The organism is Halovibrio sp. HP20-59 (assembly GCF_033052795.2).
Taxonomy (GTDB): domain Bacteria; phylum Pseudomonadota; class Gammaproteobacteria; order Pseudomonadales; family Halomonadaceae; genus Vreelandella.
This window is the reverse complement of record NZ_JAWJUW020000012.1, coordinates 69,443-84,453: the sequence shown is the minus strand read 5'-3', so window position 1 is coordinate 84,453 and position 15,011 is coordinate 69,443. Positions and strand designations below refer to the sequence as shown.

At 57.7% G+C, this 15,011-nt stretch carries 13 protein-coding genes; 10 read left to right on the top strand and 3 right to left on the bottom strand.

Going from position 1 to position 15,011, the window contains the following annotated elements:
• Window positions 1-24 precede the first annotated feature (24 nt).
• The 4 genes from RZA33_RS13890 (at window position 25) to RZA33_RS13875 (ending at window position 3,919) form a co-directional block, all read left to right on the top strand.
• Complete coding sequence (locus RZA33_RS13890; RefSeq protein ID WP_317508313.1) at window positions 25-795, top strand: ABC transporter ATP-binding protein; 771 nt, start codon at window positions 25-27, stop codon at window positions 793-795.
• Window positions 796-869: 74 nt separating this feature from the next.
• On the top strand, window positions 870-1,574 hold the full coding sequence (locus RZA33_RS13885) for an ABC transporter ATP-binding protein (protein ID WP_317508312.1): 705 nt from the start codon (window positions 870-872) through the stop codon (window positions 1,572-1,574).
• Window positions 1,575-1,589: 15 nt separating this feature from the next.
• Window positions 1,590-2,597 carry a branched-chain amino acid ABC transporter permease gene (locus RZA33_RS13880; RefSeq protein WP_317508311.1) on the top strand — a complete coding sequence of 336 codons (1,008 nt, stop codon included), beginning with the start codon at window positions 1,590-1,592 and terminating at the stop codon, window positions 2,595-2,597.
• Window positions 2,594-3,919: a branched-chain amino acid ABC transporter permease gene (locus tag RZA33_RS13875; protein WP_317508310.1), complete on the top strand. Its 1,326-nt coding sequence runs from the start codon at window positions 2,594-2,596 to the stop codon at window positions 3,917-3,919. The genes RZA33_RS13880 and RZA33_RS13875 overlap by 4 nt, the downstream gene beginning before the upstream one ends.
• Window positions 3,920-4,128: 209 nt before the next feature.
• Here the strand turns inward: RZA33_RS13875 and RZA33_RS13870 are convergent, their stop codons facing one another.
• Window positions 4,129-5,337: an ABC transporter substrate-binding protein gene (locus RZA33_RS13870; protein WP_317508309.1), complete on the bottom strand. Its 1,209-nt coding sequence runs from the start codon at window positions 5,335-5,337 to the stop codon at window positions 4,129-4,131.
• Between the two features lie 118 nt (window positions 5,338-5,455).
• Window positions 5,456-5,701, bottom strand: a complete 246-nt coding sequence (locus tag RZA33_RS13865; RefSeq protein ID WP_317508308.1) for a hypothetical protein — start codon at window positions 5,699-5,701, stop codon at window positions 5,456-5,458.
• 117 nt (window positions 5,702-5,818) lie between these two features.
• Between RZA33_RS13865 and RZA33_RS13860 the strand changes: the two genes are divergently transcribed.
• Both RZA33_RS13860 and rapA read left to right on the top strand, forming a co-directional pair.
• A complete protein-coding gene (locus RZA33_RS13860) occupies window positions 5,819-6,622 on the top strand; it encodes a TlpA disulfide reductase family protein (protein WP_317508307.1) in 804 nt (267 codons plus the stop codon).
• A gap of 115 nt (window positions 6,623-6,737) precedes the next feature.
• Window positions 6,738-9,683 (top strand): RNA polymerase-associated protein RapA, encoded by a 2,946-nt coding sequence (gene rapA / locus RZA33_RS13855; protein WP_317508306.1) that lies wholly within the window; start codon window positions 6,738-6,740, stop codon window positions 9,681-9,683.
• Between the two features lie 10 nt (window positions 9,684-9,693).
• Here rapA and RZA33_RS13850 read toward each other — a convergent pair whose 3' ends face one another.
• Window positions 9,694-10,596, bottom strand: a complete 903-nt coding sequence (locus tag RZA33_RS13850) for a TIGR01777 family oxidoreductase (RefSeq protein ID WP_317508305.1) — start codon at window positions 10,594-10,596, stop codon at window positions 9,694-9,696.
• Window positions 10,597-10,774: 178 nt separating this feature from the next.
• Between RZA33_RS13850 and RZA33_RS13845 the strand changes: the two genes are divergently transcribed.
• The 4 genes from RZA33_RS13845 to RZA33_RS13830 all read left to right on the top strand — a co-directional run bounded on the left by RZA33_RS13845 (window position 10,775) and on the right by RZA33_RS13830 (window position 14,980).
• Window positions 10,775-11,848: an NAD(P)/FAD-dependent oxidoreductase gene (locus RZA33_RS13845; RefSeq protein ID WP_317508304.1), complete on the top strand. Its 1,074-nt coding sequence runs from the start codon at window positions 10,775-10,777 to the stop codon at window positions 11,846-11,848.
• A 238-nt stretch (window positions 11,849-12,086) separates the two neighbouring features.
• Complete coding sequence (locus RZA33_RS13840; protein ID WP_317508303.1) at window positions 12,087-13,007, top strand: MerR family transcriptional regulator; 921 nt, start codon at window positions 12,087-12,089, stop codon at window positions 13,005-13,007.
• Between the two features lie 91 nt (window positions 13,008-13,098).
• Window positions 13,099-14,511: a deoxyribodipyrimidine photo-lyase gene (gene phrB, locus RZA33_RS13835; RefSeq protein WP_317508302.1), complete on the top strand. Its 1,413-nt coding sequence runs from the start codon at window positions 13,099-13,101 to the stop codon at window positions 14,509-14,511.
• 37 nt (window positions 14,512-14,548) lie between these two features.
• Window positions 14,549-14,980 carry a nuclear transport factor 2 family protein gene (locus tag RZA33_RS13830; protein WP_317508301.1) on the top strand — a complete coding sequence of 144 codons (432 nt, stop codon included), beginning with the start codon at window positions 14,549-14,551 and terminating at the stop codon, window positions 14,978-14,980.
• Window positions 14,981-15,011 lie beyond the last annotated feature (31 nt).

Here is a 15,011-nt window from a genome sequence, read left to right as displayed (position 1 = left end):
GCTTGTGTCGCGTGGAGACAGCGTATGACCCCCCTCATTGATGTACAGCGAGTCAACAAAGCATTCGGCGGCCTACAGGTAATTAACGACTGCTCCATCCAGGTAGAGAAAGGCTCAATTACCGGCATGATTGGCCCCAACGGCGCGGGCAAATCGACCCTGTTCAACCTTATTGCTGGCTCCTTGGCACCCGATAGCGGCCGCGTCCTGCTCGATGGTGAGGACATTACCCTGCTCAGCCCCGACCAGCGCTTTCATCGCGGCTTACTGCGCACCTTTCAAATCGCCCACGAGTTTAGCCAGATGAGCGCGCTGGAAAACTTGATGATGGTGCCGCCCAAGCAAGCTGGTGAAGACCTGTTCAGTGCCTGGCTAAAGCCTGGCAAGGTGCAGCGGGAAGAGGCCGAGGTGCGCCGCCGCGCCCTGGAGGTGATTGACTTCGTCGGCCTGCACCACGTGCGCAATGAATTAGCCGGTAATTTGTCCGGAGGCCAGAAGAAGCTACTGGAGCTTGGCCGCACCATGATGACCGATGCCAAGGTGGTACTGTTAGATGAAATCGCCGCCGGGGTAAACCGCACCTTGCTGGGTGATTTGATCAGCAATATCGAGCGGCTCAACCGTGAAATGGGTTACACCTTCCTGGTCATTGAGCACGATATGGAAATGATAGCCCGCCTGTGCGACCCAGTGATCGTGCTGGCTCAAGGCAGCGTGATGGTCCAGGGGCACATCAACGACATCCAGAATAATCCCGAAGTTATTGAAGCGTACTTTGGCACCGACGCCGCTTGAAGGTGACGCTTACTCTACCTGCTGTTAACTACCATGATGTCGCTATCAGGCGACCTTGCTGAGATATTTTTCTTATGCCTTTAATCGACGCTCGCGACGTGCACGGCGGCTATGGCGGCATGAATATCCTTAACGGGGTAAACATGACGCTAGAAGCCAATGAGGTCGGGGTTATCGTTGGCCCCAACGGCGCCGGTAAATCTACCATGCTAAAAGCCATTTTCGGCCTGCTGCATGTCAATCAGGGCGAGATACTGCTGAACGGCCAGCCGATTCAAAACTTACCTCCCAACCAGTTAGTGCAGCGGGGCATGGGCTTTATCCCCCAGGAGAAGAACGTTTTCCCCAGCCTTTCGGTGCAGGAAAACCTCGAAATGGGTGCCTTTTTAAAGCCGCAAAACGTCAAGCGCATGCTCGCTCAGGTGTATGAGTTCTTCCCACCGCTGTATGAAAAACGCCGCCAGCCAGCAGGTGAGCTCTCCGGCGGTCAACGCCAGATGGTCGCCATGGGACGCGCCTTGATGGCCGAACCCAGCTTGTTGTTGCTTGACGAACCGACCGCGGGGCTGTCGCCGCTGTATATGAATGAGATATTTGACCGCGTCAAACAGATCAACGCCGCCGGCGTAGGCATTTTGATGGTGGAACAGAACGCCAAACAGGCACTCGCGATAGCCGACAAAGGCTTTGTGCTGGCTGCTGGCCAAAACCGCTTTACCGACACTGGGGCGACACTGCTCGCCGACCCTGATGTCGCCAAAAGCTTTTTGGGCGGCTAGCCCTAGGAGATATACGTGAACGAACTGGTTTTTTTCATCAATAATGTGGTGATTTCGGGCAGCGTGAGCGGCTCTATTTATGCCATCGGGGCGGTTGGCGTGACGCTGGTCTTCAGCATTATGCGCTTTGCCCACTTCGCCCACGCCGACGTAATGACCTTTGGTGCCTTTATGGTGCTACTGCTGACCACGGCATTTCCGGCAGCGGGCGCCAGCATCGGCGTACCCACCGCTTTGTTGATGCTGCCACTGGCGATGTTGCTCACTGCCGGCCTGGCCGTAGGTATTGACAAGCTGTTCTACAAACCGCTGCGGGCCCATGGGGTACAGCCCATCGTGCTGGTGATTGGCTCGCTGGGGGTCACCTTGATTCTGCAGGGCTTAATTCGCCTCTTTTCGGGCACCGGCGGGCAGAGTTTATATGTCGATGACCGTAAAGAGATCTTCCGGCTGGCGCTGCCCTTTGAGGGCGTCCGGGCGCCTATCGTGGTCACCGAGCCGCAGATTTACCTGTTTGTGATTACGATTGTCGCCGTCGTTGCACTACATCTATTTCTCAATCGTTCGCGGTTAGGCAAGGCGATGCGCGCCATGTCAGACAATCCGGAGCTCGCCCAGGCATCGGGTATCAACACCAATACCATTGTGGCGGTGACTTGGATGATTGCCGGAGCGCTGGCGGCGATTGCGGGAACGCTGCTCTCCCTGGATGTCACCTTTAAACCCGATTTAAGCTTCTTCCTGCTGCTGCCCATTTTCGCCGCCGCCATTGTCGGCGGCGTTGGTCACCCTTACGGCGCCATTGCCGGTGGCTTTGTGGTCGGCTTTGCCGAAACCCTGGCGGTATTCAACTGGAACGTACTGCTGCGCCCCTTCAGCGATAGCCTGCCCGCCTGGCTGGAACTACCGTCGAACCTCGCCTTCGTGGGTACCGAGTACAAAATTGTGGTGCCGTTTTTCATTCTGGTGGCCATTCTGGTGTGGCGCCCCACCGGACTCTTTAAGGGCAAGGTGATTTCATGAGCCATTCACCCAACACACGCGATCCTAACGACACCCCTCAAGACGCCACCCAAACGCGGCGCTTTCCACTGCGCGAGCTGGTTTTATTTGGCCTACTGCTGGTGGCTATCTTGGCGGTTTACGCCATCATGGGCGCTGCCTATAGCACGCGCATGTTAGTAGAAGCCGCCTGCTACGCCATTCTTGCTTTGGGGTTAACCATTCAGTGGGGCTATGCGGGGCAGTTCAACGCCGGGGTCATGGGCTTTGTCGCCCTGGGCGGCTTCTGTGCGATGTTCTTCAGCGTGCCGGTTAACGATGCCTTCTGGGGCACCGCGTTGCCTGGCGAATTTGGCCTTGTGTTGCTGTATGTTGCTGCCGCCGTCTTGCTTATCGTTGGCGCCAGCAAACTGGATCGCCTGGGCGTGCCCAGGCCTCTGCGTACGTTTATCACGGTGGTGCTGGGCGTGGTGCTTTACCTGGTGGTGATTAGCCAGCTGCGCGAGGTCACTGAGGCGATTGAAAATCAGGCCGGCTTTGTCGGTGGCCTGGGCTTACCGCCCTGGGTCGGCTGGATTGTCGGGGGCGCCTTGGCCGGTGGCGTTGGCTACTTTATTGGCCATATCTGTTTAGGTTTACGCAGCGACTACCTGGCCATTGCCACCCTGGGCATAGCTGAAATCATTAAAGCGTTTTTGAAAAACTCTGACTGGCTTACCCGCGGCACTGCCACCGTTTCTCCGCTACCCTGGCCCACACCGGGGCCTGCCGAACTGGGGTTTACGCTCTCCCGGGCTATTTACCTTTCGTTTACCGCGGTGATCATTGCAGTCATCTTCTTTCTGCTCAATCGCGCCTACAACGCCCCCTGGGGCCGTATGATCCGGGCGATTCGCGATAACGAAGTGTCTGCAGCCGCGATGGGTAAAGACATCAATAAACGGCGTTTGGAAATCTTCGTGCTGGGCTGCATTTTGATGGGCATCGGCGGCGGCATACTGGGCACTTTTAACAGCCTCTTTGATCCGCAAGGCTACCTACCGCTTAACCATACCTTCCTGGTGTTGGTGATGGTGATTCTGGGTGGGCCGGGCAATAACCTGGGCACTATTTTTGGTGCCGTGGCGGTGTATATCATCTGGATTATGTCGGAGCCCCTGGCGCTGTTCTTAATGCAACTAGCGGTGGCGTTTGGGGAAGGCGCTTTCGGTTGGGATGCCCCTAGCAATATGGATAGTCGCGCCCTGCAGGCACGGGTGCTGGTGATTGGCTTATTGATCACCATGGTGCTGCGCTTCGCGCCCAAAGGGCTGCTGCCCGAGAAGATCAAAAGCCACAGCTGATCTTCTCAACTGCTGAGCCATAAAAAATGCCCGACTGGTAATAGTCGGGCATTGTTGTGTTTAGTGCCACTAGTCGGTCGAAACAACCCTATGCGGGGGCGCTGTGAACCCATCCATGGGCGCTACTTTCGCCATCCTTGGCGAAAGACCCCCGCTACGGGTTGATTCCGCCCTTAGCTCAAGCTAACTGAACTAATGGCATTGCTCTCTTAAAGATCAACCAATCCTTTGCTGGTGAAAGTACCGTCTTCGACGACCATTTCCACCACCACGCCGGGCACATCGCCGTTATCATCAAACTCATGCGAGCCGGAGGCGCCTTCGTAGTTGATCTCGGTGCCTGCTGCAATTAGCTCAACCGCCTTTTCCCACTCGCCGGGCAAAATGACCTCGCCGGGGGCGCTAGAGACGCTGCGCAGTGCTTCAGAGAGCCCTTCACGTTCGGCACTACCGTTTTGCTCAATCGCCAGCGCTACCAGAAAAGCGGCGTCGTAGGCTTGGGCGGCAAATACCGCACTCGGGTCTAGATCAGCAGCTTCGGCGGCTTCGATAAACATATCGGTGCCGGGCAGATCAGGACTACCTGGGCGCGTGGCGATCATGCCATCCAGCACATCCGCACCAATGGCCTCAATCAGGCTATCGCCAACCATGCCGTCGGCGCCAACGTACTGGGTGAACATGCCGCTTTCATAGGCTTGGCGCAACACCGTCTGACCCGACGTATCGGCGTAGGCAAGCACGACGAGGGTCTCTACGCCACTCACCGACAACGAGCCTAGCTCAGAGCGATAATCCGCGCGGTTGTCTTCGTGAGCAAGACTTTCGGCAATCTCGCCGCCGCCCGCTTCAAAAGCTGCGCTAAAGGCGTCAGAAAGCCCCTGACCGTAATCATTGTTGACGTAGGTGACCGCTACCGAATCGATGCCTTTTTCCAACAACAGTTTTGCCAGCATTTCCCCCTGGAAGGCATCGGACGGCACGGTACGGAAGACGAGATCATTATCGTCCAGCTCAGATACCGCAGGGGCCGTGGAAGCGGGCGATACCATCAACACACCACCGGGAATGGCGGCGTTGTTGGCCGCCGCAATGGTCGCACCGGTACACAGTGCACCGACAATCGCGGTGACATTTTCGGAGTTCACCAAGCGGTCAGCAGCATTAGAGGCAGCTGAGGCATCGGAGCAGGTGGTATCGCCGGTGGGCATCGTCAGCGTTTCGCCATCTAAAATGCCGCCCTGCTCATTGATCTGCTCAACGGCTAGCTGGGCCCCTGCGAAAATGGCGGGGGTCAGGCTTTCAATCCCGCCCGTGAAACCGCCCAAAAAACCCACTTTGACCTCCGCCTGAGCGAAGCTGGTCATTGCCAAGGTTGAGGCCGCCACCGCGGTGGCTAGTACACGCTTATTGATCATGTTATGTGTCGCTCCCAGTGAGTGAAAATCTGTCTATTTTTTTAGTCTGCCCCAGCGGACAATCGTTAAGGCTGCTACTAATCTGGAACTGGAAAGGCAAAAACACAAGTCTATGTTGCTAACGCTTGTCTTCTTCCTCTAAGCGTTGCCTGCGTTCAGCGATCTGTTTTTGGTTGCGTTTATGGCGATAAAGACGCACCAACGCAATTCCTATCGCCGTCGCCAGCATGGCGGCCAACACAACACCCTGCCAGGGGCGTGCTGCGTTACCCATCACGGTTTCCAGGGCAATGATCAGGGTTAAACCAATCGCTTGGGAGCCGATCGCAAGCGCGCGCAGTTTATCGAAAGCGGGTGGGGGCATAACGTCTCCGTAATTGTCAGCTCGCATGGTATGGTCTGCCAGTGTAACGGCTTAACGCGAAGCTTATTAAACGGGAAAGCTAATTAGATACTTAATTGGAACATTAACTGGAACCCCATGAACGCCATTGCCCTCGGCCCGCTTTTGATTTCATTACCGCGCCTCTACGCTATCGGTTGCGCGCTGTTGCTACTGCTCTGCGCGCGCTTTTTGTTAGGGCTGCCACGCCCAACTCAGCAGCGCTGGTTTAGCGGACTTATCATTGTGTGGTTGGTCGGCGCCCGGGTGGGCCATGTCGTACTCAACCTGGATAGCTACAGCGCTACGCCGCTGGAAGCGCTCAAAGTCTGGCAGCCCGGCTACCACGGCCTGTGGGGGCTCGCTGCTGGCCTAGTCTGGACGGCCTGGGCGCTGCGGGCGCGGCTATTAGCCATGGGCGGCGCCATGGCCATGCTCGTCGCCGCTTCCAGCCTGTGGCTGGTGCTTCTCACCTTGGCGCCCTTGGGCAATGACTTCGCCGTTAAAACTCTGCCCGAGGTCACCCTTGAGGACACTGAAGGACAGCAGGTATATCTCCCATCGCTGGCCGAAGGCGGCGATTTGGTTATCGTCAATCTATGGGCCACCTGGTGCCCGCCCTGCCTGCGCGAAATGCCGCTGCTTGAAGAGGTTGCCCAGCGCGAGGGCGTCAACGTAGTGGTTGCCAACCAGGGCGAAGACCTGCTGCCCATTGTGCGCTATCTGGACGAGCAGCAGCTTGAGTTTCGCTATGCGCTGCGAGACCCCGGCCAGCAGCTAATGGCGCTTTTTCAAGCGCCGGGGTTGCCTACCACCGTGCTGTTTGACGGCCAGGGCAACACCCTCGATGTGCACGTAGGCGAGCTAACCCGCGCCCACCTGGATCGCTGGTTAGCCGATTGATGCCGATACTCCTTAATCCCTCCGCGGCTTTGCGTTAGAATCCCCCGCCCTGTTTGCCGTCGGCGCTCCCCTACCGACGGCTTACGACCCGTTTTGCAGACTTCTCCGAGGCATCATGAGCGATTTTTCTCCCGGCCAACGCTGGATTAGCGACGGCGAAGCTGAGCTTGGGCTTGGCACCGTGCTTAACTGCGACGCCCGTAGCGTTACCATTTTGTTCAGTGCCAGTCAGGAAACGCGTACCTACAATACCCGTCAGGCCCCACTGACCCGAGTGATGTTCGGCAGCGGTGACCGCGTGCTCTCCGCCGATGGCTGGCAAATGGTGGTCGATGACAGCAAAGTGTCCGACGGCCTGATTACCTATATCGGTGAAGATAGCCAAGGCAACCCGCGCGAGCTGCCCGAGACCAAGCTCGCCGATACCATGCAGTTCGACCAAGCGCGCGATCGTTTGTTGACCGGCCAAGTGGATCGCAATGACTGGTTTGACCTGCGTTTTCGCACGCTGCACCACTTTCAACGTATTGAGCAGCACAGCGCATTGGGCTTTTCCGGGCCGCGCATCGACCTGATCCCCCACCAGCTCTACATTGCCGACGAGGTTTCCCATCGCCACGCCCCGCGCGTGTTGTTGGCGGACGAAGTGGGCCTGGGTAAAACCATCGAAGCGGGGCTGATCCTACACCGGCTGCTGCTCACCGGTCGCGCCGAGCGCGCGCTGATCTTGGTCCCCGACAGCCTCACCCATCAATGGCTGGTCGAGCTGCTGCGGCGTTTCTCGCTCAACGTCTCGCTGTTAGATGAAACCCAAAGCCAGGCCCACGGCAGCGACAACCCGTTTGAGAGCGCCCAGCTCGTGCTGGCGAGCCAAGGCTGGCTATTTGCCAACCCCCAGCGTCAGGAGCAAGCGCTGGCCAGCCAGTTCGATATGCTCATCGTTGACGAAGCCCACCACCTCGATTGGAGCGAGGAAGGCAGCGGCCCCGGTTATCGATGTGTCGAGCAGCTTTCGGCGGTGATTCCGGGTCTGCTGCTGCTCACCGCCACGCCTGAGCAGATGGGCATTAACAGCCACTTTGCCCGCTTGCGCTTGCTGGACCGCGAGCGCTACCACGACCTTGAGCGTTTCAAAGCGGAAGAGAGCCACTACACCGAGGTAGCCAGCGCCATTGATGCCTTAGCGTCGCTGCCGGGCGACGCTGACGCCCGCGCCCGAGTATCTGCCGTGGCCGATGACCGCGACAGTCAGGCCCTGCTGGCCACGCTATGCAATAGCGAAGCCAGCCAAGCGCAGCAGGACACCGCCCGCGCCCAGCTGAGCGAAGCGCTGCTTGACCGCCACGGCACCGGCCGGGTGATGTTTCGTAACAGTCGCCGCCACGTCGGCGGCTTCCCCGAGCGGCGCTTGCACTTAGTACCACTCGCGCTGCCGCCCGCCTATCGGCGTATCGTGCGCCGCCTTGAGCGCGACGACGATTACCTTGATGAGCTGTTGATCGAGACAGGCATGGATCACCCCGACGTGCTGATCTATCCAGATGCAGCCTATCGCGAACTTAGTGATGACCCGCTCAATAGCGAACCCTGGTGGCACATTGACCCGCGGGTTAACTGGCTGCTGGAAAAGCTCAGCGACGACAGCGAGAGCGGTTTCGCCAACGACAAAGTGCTGGTCATTGCGCACCACCGGGAGACCGCCGAAGGGCTTGCCGAAGGGCTACGGGTGTTGGGTGGCTACCATGCACCGGTGTTCCACGAAGACCTCTCCCTGATCGAGCGTGACCGCGCGGCGGCGGCATTTGCCGACGATGAAGACGGGGCCCAAGTGCTGGTGTGTTCAGAGATTGGTTCTGAGGGGCGTAACTTCCAGTTCTGTCGGCACCTGGTGATGTTCGATATGCCCCAGCACCCGGATCAGCTTGAACAGCGCATCGGCCGCCTCGACCGCATCGGTCAGCGCAACGCCATTGAGCTGCATATTCCCACCTTCGAAGGCAGCCCAGGTCAACGTCTGTTGCGTTGGTACCACGAAGGCATGGACGCCTTCAGCGCGCCCCACGGGGTCGGCAGTGACCTGTTTGAAGCCTTTGGCGACGCCCTGGCCGACGCCCTGCTAGATGACGAAGCCCTTGACGAGATCATCGCCGAAACCCGCACGATGTTTAGCGCCAAGTTGGCGGAACACGATGCGGGACGCAACCGGCTGCTAGAGCTCAACGCCTGCCGCCCTGCGCGGGCCCAGCAGGTGATCGACGCCGTTCGCGAGCTCGATGAGGACACTGCCCTGCCGCGCTACATTGAGCGGGCACTGGATATTTTCGGTGTAGATAGCCAGGAAATTGGTAAAGGGCTTATCCACCTAAAGCCCAGCCAACATATGTTGGACGGCTTACCCGGCCTGGTTAAAGGCGAAGAGGGCTTTACCGCTACCTACAGCCGCGCCCAGGCACTGGCCCGGGATGATGTTCAGCGACTTTCTTGGGAGCACCCGCTGATACGCGAAATGATGGGCCGCGTGTTGGATGGCACCATGGGCAATTCGGCGCTAGCGCTGCTGCGTCACGATGCCATTCCCAGTGGCCGGTTGATGGCCGAGCTGGTATTTCGCACCCATTGTCCGGCACCCAAAAAGCTGCACCTTAATCGCTTCTTGCCGCCCACCGCCGTGCGCGTGTTACTGGATGAATCAGGCGCCAACTTGACCAGCAAGATCTCCTTCACCGGCCTGGGTAAAAATCTGCAGAAGGTCAATAAATCGCTGGCGCGAGATTTGATCAAAAGCCGCCACGACCAGCTGCGTCAGCTGCTCACCCAGGGCGAAGGCGAGGCCGAGCGCCAGCTGCCCAGCATTGTCGAAAACGCCGAAGTGCAAATGCGCACTCATCTGGACGCCGAAATTGCCCGCTTAACCGCCTTGGCCGAACACAACCCGGCGGTACGCAGTGCGGAAATCGACGCCCTGAAGGATGAGCGAAAGGCGCTTAGCGAAGCGATTGAAAACACCCGCCTGCGGCTTGATTCAGTGCGGGTGATTATCACCGTCGATGCTGATCGCTAGGCTGAGATTGCTAAAGAATGGCCTCAAGCGCCTTATCGAGCGTGGGATACTGAAATTCAAATCCTGCCTTTTCAAGGCGCTCAGGGCGCATATCCGCGCCGGTCAGCAATATCTGGGACATTTCCCCAAACGCCGCTTTCAGTACAAACGCCGGTACGGGGAATATCGCTGGCCGGTGTAAATGCTTGGCCAATGTCTTGGTAAACTCGGCGTTGGTCACCGGGTGAGGCGCGCTTGCGTTAAACACGCCGCTTAAGGTGTCTTGTTCGAGGAGAAACAGAATCGCCGCGACGAGATCTTCGCGGTGAATCCACGGCATAAACTGCTCACCGCTGCCAAATCGGCCACCCAAACCCAGCTTAAACGGCGGCAACATTTTGGCTAAACTGCCGCCGTTGGCTTCCAGTACCAAGCCAATGCGCACAATGGCCAGCCGCACCCCCATTGCCTCAACCGGCTGCGCAGCCGCCTCCCACTGCTGACACAGCCGATGGTCAAATCCACCATGGGGCTGAGTCTCTTCGGTGACCACGCGCTTGCCTTGATCGCCGTAATAACCCATTGCCGAAGCCGAAACCATCACACTGGGAAGCGGTTGTCCGTTGGCCTTAAGCTGCTCGCAAAGCGCCACTAACTGCTCAGTGGCCCCCACGCGTGAGTTAATCAGCTCCGCTTTTTGCGCATCACTCCAACGCTTCGCTGCAATCGGCTCGCCGGCCAGGTTGATCAATGCATCCGGCGGTGACTCGATAAATGCCTGAGCACTGTCGCGAATGTCACAGCCGATAGGCAGGTGCTCGCGCACTTTATGAGGCGTGCGCGATACCACCTGGACCTCATGGCCTTGTGCCACAAGCTCTGGACAAAGCCGCTGGCCGACAAAACCACTGCCCCCGGTCACTAATACGCGCATGGTGTTACTCCTGTTGGTGTCGCTGGTGTCGCTATCTGTTAGCGTTTTTTGCATGCCGCCTTGGCAAACGCATCACTGCGCGACTGTGTGGCAAATAAAATGATATTTAAATTGTACTGCATTTATACACAGCTGTTACAATAAGGCGATAATACCCGCTTAAACGTCACGAGGGGCTATGACGACACCGCCAATATCAACGCTCACCGAAAGCTACTCCATTGCGATTATCGGCGCGGGTCTCTCGGGCCTTGCCTGTGGTCAAGTGCTGGCCAGTAGTGGCGTCGCCGTTTCGCTGTTTGATAAAGCCCGTGGCCCCGGGGGGCGCATGTCGAGCAAGCGGCGCCCCGATGCAACGCTGGACCTGGGCGCCCAGGCTTTTAGCGTACGCGACCCAGACTTTCAATGCGCGGTGGACCAATGGCTATCCATCGGCTGCGTTGCCCCTTGGCCGACGCGCACTTATCAGGCTAGCTCAAGTGGCTGGCAGGCGCATAACGATGGTCAAACGCGCTATACCGGCGCCCCACGTATGAGTGCCTTAACGCGTCACTTAGCGGATTCATTGGCGGCCTTACCCAATACCCAGATGCATATGGGCACTGCCATTGCGGCACTGCAACGCCTGCCCACTGCTTGGCAGTTAGTCGATGATAACGGCACCGTCCACGGGCCTTTTGATTACGTGGTGATCAGTGCGCCGCCGCCCCAGGCACAGGCGCTGGTCGCACCATGGGACGACGACCTCGCGGCCGCCTGCCAAGCTCGCCACCAGCGTGCCTGCTGGGCTGGCTGGGCGATTTTTGAACAACCCTTACCCCGCTTAAGCGAGGTTGATCACGCCTGGCAGATGGCACGCGTAGACCACCCTGCACTGCGCCTGATCGCGCGCAATCAGACGAAACCGGGGCGCGAGGATCAGCCGGAAAGCGTCAGCCTGCTGGCTCAACTTGACTGGAGCGAAACCCACTTAGAGCAACCCGCCGAGGTGATTGCCGAGCAGCTATTCGCGGCACTAAAAAGTGTTTTTCCGGCATCAGCAACGTTGCCCAGGGTTATCGAAACGGGAGCCCATCGCTGGCGTTATTCACAGCCCGCCACCCCTTGCGAATACGCTTTCTTATACACGACAGGTGGCCTGGCGCTATGTGGCGATAGTTTTCGCGATGGCCGCGTCGAAGATGCCTGGCTTTCAGGGCATCATTTAGCGCAAACGCTACTCACCAAAGCACTAGTAGGCCGGTCGGTCTGATAGCTAAATTATATGATGAAGTAGGAAGGATTCTTATAAAGGTTGTACCGGATGGAGACAAGTTGTACAAATGGGCATAGAGTATTGTGCTTATGTTTGGCTCTTTAATCAGGCAACTTAACATGGAAAATGAATTACCTTCGCCGCCGCGAACAATGTCGCCCCCCTGCAGCACTCGGCTGCAGTCAACGAATGCCCGGCTAATTAAGTTGAAGTTAACGACGAGGCACTGGTGCCAATGAGTCACAAGGCGACCCACCCAGCCGATACGCCACTGTATCCGATACGCGAGGTTTCGCGCATAACGGGTGTGAATTCGGTCACGCTGCGCGCCTGGGAAAGACGCTACGGTTTAATTCGCCCTAAGCGCACCCCGAAGGGCCATCGGCTTTACGCCCAGGACGATATAACCCGCATCGAACGCATCTTACAGTGGCTCAACCGTGGTGTGCCGGTCAGTCAAGTCGGCGACTTGCTTGACCAGCCGGCAACGATTGAAACGCCCACTTCCAATGTGGGCGACTGGGCGAGCCAGCGCCAACAGCTACAGGCCATTATCGAGGCGCTAGATCTGCCCAAGTTAGAAGCGTTTTATCACCAAAGCCTAGCGGTCTATCCGCTTAGCGTTGCGATTAATGAGCTCTGGCAACCGGTCATTTTAACCCTGGAAGCCCAGTGGGCTATTCAGGAGGATCAGTTAGTTCGCCGTACGCTTGAGGCATTTTTACGCAGCCAGGTGGGCATACGCTTACACTATGCCAACCAAACGACCCGGGGCCCGTTGATTCTACTCAACGCGATGCCGGATGATCCTGGCCCCCTCTGGGTTTTGATGTCGGCGCTGATGGCCAGCGAACAAGGTTACCGCGTGCAGATGCTTGACCACTCGTTACCACTGGAAGATCTGCCCCAGGCAGTAGCTCGCCTGCACTCATCGATGGTGCTGCTTTCCAGCGGCCAACGCGAAAGCGATAGCTACATTCATCAAGCGCTACCCAAAGCAGCGGAGTCACTCAACGTGCCCATTGGGGTGTGCGGGGAAGTAGCGCGTTTGCGTGAAAACGACCTGCGCGATGGGCCCGTACACATGCTGGGCGACGACCTTCCCCAAGCCATTGCCCGCCTGCGGCCCTTGCTGCGTGAGTGTGGAATCCTGTAACAAGCATGCTGTCACTCTGGCCGATCCCACCTCTATGTGATCGGCCATTTTTTTTATCACGCCGCGCGAGCCCCCTTTGACAGGAGAGCCCATGAAACGACAGTTGGTGTGGCTGCGCAGTGACCTGCGCATTGATGACAACAGTGCCCTGGCCGCCGCTGCGGCAAAAGGGCCGGTCATAGCGGTATTTTTGCGTAGCATTCCCCAGTGGCAAGCGCATGGCCACGGCGCCAATAAGCTGGATTTTTGGGCGCGTGGCGTTGACGCCGTTAGAACAGCGCTGAACGGCCTGAATATTCCGCTGCTGCATCGCGATATTAAACACTATGACCAAGCGCCTGAAGCGCTGCTCGATATCGCTCGCCACTATGCCATCGAGCAGCTGCACTTCAACTGTGAGTACGCGCTCAATGAACGTCGCCGCGACCGAGCGGTAGAGGATGCCTTCAAGCAGGCCGGGATGGCTGCCCATGGTTATCACGACGCGGTGGCATTTGCCCCCGGCAGCCTGTTAACCGGCAAAGGCGATTACTACGGGGTATTTACGCCGTTTTCAAAAGCGTGGCACAAGCAGGTCAGCGCCGAAAAGCTGGCCCTGCGCGACACCCCAACGGTGCAAACGCCGCTGGCTATCGCCAGCGACCCGCTGCCAGCGCTGCCGGAGCTTGAAAGCCGCCCAGTTGATGGGCGACTCTGGCCCGCTGGCGAACAAGCCGCGAGTGATAATTTAGCGCGGTTTTTGCGCTTTCGGGGCCGCCACTACAATGCCCAGCGCGACCTGCCTAACGTGCGCGGTACCAGCGCGCTATCGCCCTATCTCGCGCTGGGTATGATCTCTTACCGCCAATGCCTTCAAGCAGTGATGAGCGAGAACGGCGGCCATTTGGCCGATGGCGATAGCGGCCTTACCACCTGGGTTAACGAACTGATTTGGCGAGAATTTTATCAACATGTAGCGGTTGGCTTTCCCCAGGTATGTCGCTATCAACCCTTTCAAGAACATACCAAGCATTTAGCCTGGCGCGACGATGAGGAAGGTTTTCAAGCCTGGTGTGAGGGGCGAACAGGCTACCCGATCGTCGATGCTGCCATGCGCCAGCTAGTCAACACCGGCTGGATGCACAACCGGCTACGCATGATCACGGCGATGTTTTTAAGCAAGCACCTGCTGATTGATTGGCGGCGTGGCGAAGCTTTTTTTCTTAATCATCTAGTGGACGGTGAGTTCTGCGCCAATAACGGTGGCTGGCAGTGGGCGGCCTCAACGGGCACGGACGCTGCGCCCTATTTTCGTATTTTTAACCCGACCACCCAATCCACGCGCTTTGACGCCGAAGGCGAGTTTGTTGCCCACTGGCTGCCCGAGCTGGCTCAACTGCCCGCTAAAGCGCGCCATGCGCCGCCCCAAGATCTGCTAACCGATATTGACTATCCACCACCGATCGTCGATCACAAAGCAGCACGCCAGCGCGCGTTAGCGGCGTTTAAGTCGCTGTCCAAATAGCCATCTGAGTTAACCGTTGAGGCGAGGAGTCACCGTTATGGCTGAACCTGCGGCGCTGGAAGCGTTTTGTGCCTTTTATAATAAACTAGACAACACCTGTACAGAAAAACTATACGAGGTATATACTGAAGACGTGGTATTCGACGATCCGCTGCATCACGTTGAGGGGCGGCAGGCATTGGAAACCTATTTGGCCGCCATGTATGCAAACGTTGAACGCTGTCAGTTTGTTTTTCACACGCAGCAGCTTAAGGATAACCAAGCATTTGTCGTTTGGACCATGACCTTCGTGCATCCAAAGCTGGCTGGCGGCCGTACGATAAACGTAGAGGGGTGTAGTGCACTGACGTTTGCTGCCGATGGCAGAGTACAACGGCACCGAGACTACGTTGATGCGGGAGCCCTGCTCTATGAACACATACCGCTGATGGGTAGCGCCATTCGCTGGTTAAAAAAACGCCTTGCCTAATCACGTGAGCCTATTTTAGTCGCAAGATTAA

Excerpts from the sequence above, each read along its gene's own strand:
- RZA33_RS13890 (WP_317508313.1), top strand. The coding sequence starts at position 25 with ATGACCCCCCTCATTGATGTACAGCGAGTCAACAAAGCATTCGGCGGC.
- RZA33_RS13885 (WP_317508312.1), top strand. The coding sequence starts at position 870 with ATGCCTTTAATCGACGCTCGCGACGTGCACGGCGGCTATGGCGGCATG.
- RZA33_RS13875 (WP_317508310.1), top strand. The coding sequence starts at position 2,594 with ATGAGCCATTCACCCAACACACGCGATCCTAACGACACCCCTCAAGAC.
- RZA33_RS13870 (WP_317508309.1), bottom strand. The coding sequence starts at position 5,337 with ATGATCAATAAGCGTGTACTAGCCACCGCGGTGGCGGCCTCAACCTTG.
- RZA33_RS13865 (WP_317508308.1), bottom strand. The coding sequence starts at position 5,701 with ATGCCCCCACCCGCTTTCGATAAACTGCGCGCGCTTGCGATCGGCTCC.
- RZA33_RS13860 (WP_317508307.1), top strand. The coding sequence starts at position 5,819 with ATGAACGCCATTGCCCTCGGCCCGCTTTTGATTTCATTACCGCGCCTC.
- rapA (WP_317508306.1), top strand. The coding sequence starts at position 6,738 with ATGAGCGATTTTTCTCCCGGCCAACGCTGGATTAGCGACGGCGAAGCT.
- RZA33_RS13850 (WP_317508305.1), bottom strand. The coding sequence starts at position 10,596 with ATGCGCGTATTAGTGACCGGGGGCAGTGGTTTTGTCGGCCAGCGGCTT.
- RZA33_RS13845 (WP_317508304.1), top strand. The coding sequence starts at position 10,775 with ATGACGACACCGCCAATATCAACGCTCACCGAAAGCTACTCCATTGCG.
- RZA33_RS13840 (WP_317508303.1), top strand. The coding sequence starts at position 12,087 with ATGAGTCACAAGGCGACCCACCCAGCCGATACGCCACTGTATCCGATA.
- phrB (WP_317508302.1), top strand. The coding sequence starts at position 13,099 with ATGAAACGACAGTTGGTGTGGCTGCGCAGTGACCTGCGCATTGATGAC.
- RZA33_RS13830 (WP_317508301.1), top strand. The coding sequence starts at position 14,549 with ATGGCTGAACCTGCGGCGCTGGAAGCGTTTTGTGCCTTTTATAATAAA.